We start from the raw sequence: 4,295 nt of genomic DNA on the forward strand, positions 1-4,295 counted from the left end.
ATGTCCACGTTGCATCCGCGCACCTACGCGATGGTCAACTCGGCGAACGCAGTGGATTGGGTCACCGTTGCCAACGAGGTTGAGGCGTTGCAGCTTGAGTACTCCTGGATCAAGCAATACGACCCCCGCTTCAATGTCCGCTACCGCGACGACAAGTCCTACCCGTACCTGGCGGTCACCGTGGGCGAGCAATTCCCGCGCATTCAGGTGATGCGGGGCGACAAGAAGAAGGGCGTTCGCTATTTCGGCCCCTATGCCCACGCTTGGGCGATTAGGGAGACGGTGGACCAACTCCTGCGCGTGTTCCCGATGCGCAGCTGTTCCAAGGGCGTCTTCAATCGCCATCAACGCATGGGCAGACCATGCCTGCTTGGCGACATTGGCAAGTGCGCGGCGCCCTGCGTCGGACGGGTGAGCGAGGAGGAACACCGACAGATCGTTGATGACCTCTGCCGATTCCTGGGCGGGCGAACGGATGCCTACGTCTCCGACATCGAGCAGAAGATGCGCCAGGCCGCCACCGAACTGGATTTCGAGCGCGCTGCCCGACTACGCGACGACCTCGGTGCCTTGCGCCGCGCACTGGCTCGCTCGGCAGTGGTGCTGCCGGACGCTACCGATGCCGATGTGATCGCGCTCTACGAAGATGACCTGCAAGCTGCGGTACAGGTATTTCATGTTCGCGGTGGGCGCGTCACAGGTCAGCGGGGACTCATCTTGGAACGAATGGTCGACGAGGACGCGCCGACCTTGATGGAGCAATACCTCATGCAGCTCTATGGCGAGCAGGAGGTCGATCGATCCCACGTGCTGATACCGCGCGAGGTTGTGTTGTCGCACCCACTGCCGGACAAGAAGACAGTCGTCGAACTCTTGAGCGAACTTCGCGGCTCGCGGGTGCGGGTGGGCACCCCAGCCCGCGGACCAAAGCGCGAGCTGCTCACAACGGTGGAGAAGAACGCGAGCCAGGATCTTGCGCTGCACAAACTGCGGCGCGCGGGGGACCTGACTGCCCGGGGTGTCGCCCTAGAGGAGCTGCAAGCTTCCCTCGACCTGCCGCAAGCACCGCTGCGGATCGAGTGCATCGACATCTCCAGTCACCAGGGAACTGACATCACGGCATCGATCGTCGTCTTTGAGGATGCGCTGCCCAAGAAGTCCGATTACCGCAAGTTCGCGATGGACGATCACCTCGACGATGTGACCGCCATGTATCAGGCTGTCAGTCGCCGATTCGCGCGGTTGTCGCCCGATGCAGTTGGCGATGACCGGACCCGCTATCGGCCGGGGCTGCTGGTGGTCGATGGCGGAGCACCCCAGGTCAACGCTGCCGCAGCGGCACTGCGTGACCTTAATATCGATTTCATCCAGGTGCGCGGCCTGGCCAAGCGAATGGAAGAGGTGTGGACGCCCGGAGTTGATGACCCCGCGATTCTGCCTCGCCGTTCCGAGGGTCTCTACCTACTTCAGCGGATCCGAGACGAGGCACACCGGTTTGCCATCACCTACCACCGCCAGCGACGCGCAGCACGGTCGAAAGTGAGTGCCCTCGACGGCATCCCCGGTTTGGGTCCCGCCCGGAAGAAGGCACTGCTGCGCAGCTTCGGTTCGGTCCGCAAGCTGCGCGCTGCGACCCCCGCCGAACTCTCGGGCGTGGCCGGAATCGGTCCCAAGCTCGCTGAGTTCATCAGCGCAGCATTGGCCACCACGAGCGACTCGCCTGCTGTCAACCTGACGACCGGGGAGATTGTGGGCCATGCTGATGACCGTGACTGATGGATCGATCGAAGTGGTGCTCGTCACCGGCATGTCCGGTGCGGGGCGGTCGACGGCTGCCCGCGCACTGGAGGACCTCGGCTGGTTCGTCATCGACAACCTGCCGCCGGAACTGCTCGGCCAAGCGCTCAGTGCGTTGGAGGCCGCCGAGTCAGTGCCACGCCTGGCGGTGGTCATTGACGTGCGTGGTGGCTCGATGTTCGTTGGCCTCGACGAACAGATCCACGAGCTCAAGGCGGCCGGCTACGACGTGCGGGTGTTGTTCCTTGAGTCAACCGACGAGGTCCTCGTGCGCCGGTTCGAGTCCAACCGTCGGCCACACCCGCTCCAGGGCCGCGGCCGGGTGCTCGACGGTCTGACCAGGGAACGTGTGTTGCTCAGCGACACTCGGGCAGACAGTGATCTGGTCATCGACACCTCCGGCCTCAACGTCCACGACCTTCGCCGCAAGATCGAGGCGGCGTTCGGCGGGGGCCAGGAGATCGCGCTGCGGGCGACCGTGATGTCGTTCGGTTTCAAGTACGGCATTCCCGTTGACGCCGACTGGGTCGCTGACATGCGCTTCCTGCCCAACCCCTATTGGGTGCCGGAGTTGAAATCGCTCACGGGTCGCGACGAGGGCGTCAGTGACTACGTCACCAGTCACGTTGAGGCTCGGGTGTTCCTCGACGAATACACGAAGCTCTTCGACATCATCTCCGATGGCTATGTCCGCGAGGGCAAGCGCTACGTCACCGTCGCCATCGGCTGCACTGGAGGCAAGCACCGAAGCGTTGCGATGGCAGAACACCTTGCCGCGCGGCTGGTCAAGCAGGGCGTGGAGACGCTCGTCGTGCACCGCGACCTCGGCCGGGAGTAGACCATGGTCGAATTCCCTTCCGTGGCTCTGGGCAATCAGGGTCCGCCGGTCGTTGCCCTCGGCGGCGGTCATGGCTTGTCGGTAACGCTGCGCGCACTGCGACGGCTGACCAACAACCTCACGGCGATCGTTGGGGTCGCCGACGACGGCGGATCCAGCGGTCGATTGCGGACTGAGCTTGGCGTGCCGCCGCCGGGTGATCTGCGGATGGCCTTGGCCGCGCTCTGTGGTGACGACGCCTGGGGACGCACCTGGTCGCGCGTGATGCAGCATCGTTTCGGCGGAACGGGCGAGCTTGCCGGGCATGCGACGGGCAACCTTTTGATCGCGGCTCTGTGGGAAGAAACCGGTGATGTTGTCGAGGGCCTCGATTGGGTCGCCGCGCTGCTCGGCGCCAACGGTCGGGTACTGCCTGTTGCCAACGTGCCGTTGAACATCGTTGCGACGGTTCGTGGACTCGATCCCGAGCGACCGGGCGAGCTTTCCGAGATTCGCGGTCAAGTCGAACTTGAACACACTCGCTGCACGATCGAGCGGCTGCGGGTGGAGCCAGCTGCGCCCGCAGCGTGCCCCCAGGCAGTTGAGGCGATCGGCAAGGCGGAGTCGGTAGTACTCGGCCCCGGCAGCTGGTACACCAGCGTCTTACCGCACCTGCTGGTGCCAAGCGTGCGGTCCGCGCTGTCCCGGGCGCAGGGTCAACGGCTGTTGGTCCTCAACCTCGACGGTCCGCGTGGGACACCTAGTCGGGATTCCGGTCAGGTGAACACCGAGGACTTCGCCACCCACGACTACTTGCGGGTGTGGGGGGAGCAATTCCCCGATGTCCGGCTCGACTGGGTGCTCGCGGACCCGCGGTTCATCGATGACAAGGTCGAACTGGCCGAGGCGACGGCCCGCGTGGGAGCAGACCTGGTCCTGCGGCCGCTGGCAGCCGGGGAACCGTCGAGTAGTCGAATCCCTCGTCATGACGACCATCTTCTGGCAGCAGCCCTCGCGGCGGTGCTTGGTCGTGGCAGTATCAGCGCATGGCAATGACGTCGGCTGTCAAAGACGAGCTCAGTCGCTTTGAAGTAACCAAGACCTGCTGTCGCAAGGCCGAGGTCTCCTCGATCCTGAGGTTCGCTGGCGGGTTGCATATTGTCAGCGGCAAGATCGTGATCGAGGCTGAGCTAGACACGGGAGCTGCGGCGCGACGACTGCGCAAGGACATCCACGAGGTGTACGGCCACAACGCCGACCTCGCGGTGGTTCATCCGGGCGGACTGCGCAAGGGCAACCGCTACCTGGTCCGAGTGGTCAACGGCGGCGAGCAACTTGCCCGTCAGACGGGCCTGGTGGATGGATCGGGTCGACCGGTCCGAGGGCTTCCGCCCCAAGTCGTCAATGGCGGACTTTGCGATGTCGAGGCAGCCTGGCGCGGCGCGTTCCTGGCTCACGGTTCGCTGACTGAACCCGGTCGATCGTCTGCACTCGAAGTGACCTGCCCAGGCCCGGAAGCGGCGCTCGCACTCGTTGGCGCCGCACGCAGAATGGGCATCGCGTCGAAGTCGCGCGAGGTTCGCGGAGTCGATCGCGTCGTCATCCGCGACGGGGACGCGATCAGTGCCTTGCTCACTCGCCTCGGCGCGCACGAATCCGTGATGGCGTGGGAAGAGCGTCG

The 4,295-nt window shown here is 64.7% G+C and carries 4 protein-coding genes; all 4 read left to right on the plus strand.

Annotated elements, in window-relative coordinates:
- A partial coding sequence (uvrC, locus tag KAZ48_11030; protein ID MBP7973321.1) for an excinuclease ABC subunit UvrC occupies nucleotides 1–1,776 on the plus strand: 1,776 nt, incomplete at its 5' end.
- 7 nt (nucleotides 1,777–1,783) lie between these two features.
- The gene (gene rapZ / locus KAZ48_11035; protein MBP7973322.1) at nucleotides 1,784–2,635 is read left to right on the plus strand and encodes an RNase adapter RapZ; all 852 of its coding nucleotides are present in this window, start codon (nucleotides 1,784–1,786) and stop codon (nucleotides 2,633–2,635) included.
- 3 nt (nucleotides 2,636–2,638) lie between these two features.
- Entirely contained in the window at nucleotides 2,639–3,670 is a 1,032-nt protein-coding gene (gene yvcK / locus KAZ48_11040; protein ID MBP7973323.1) for a uridine diphosphate-N-acetylglucosamine-binding protein YvcK, read from the plus strand.
- On the plus strand, nucleotides 3,661–4,295 hold a 635-nt coding region (gene whiA / locus KAZ48_11045; protein MBP7973324.1), incomplete at its 3' end, for a DNA-binding protein WhiA. The genes yvcK and whiA, both read left to right, overlap by 10 nt.

The organism is Candidatus Nanopelagicales bacterium, from assembly GCA_018003655.1.
Taxonomy (GTDB): Bacteria; Actinomycetota; Actinomycetes; order S36-B12; family UBA10799; genus JAGNDY01.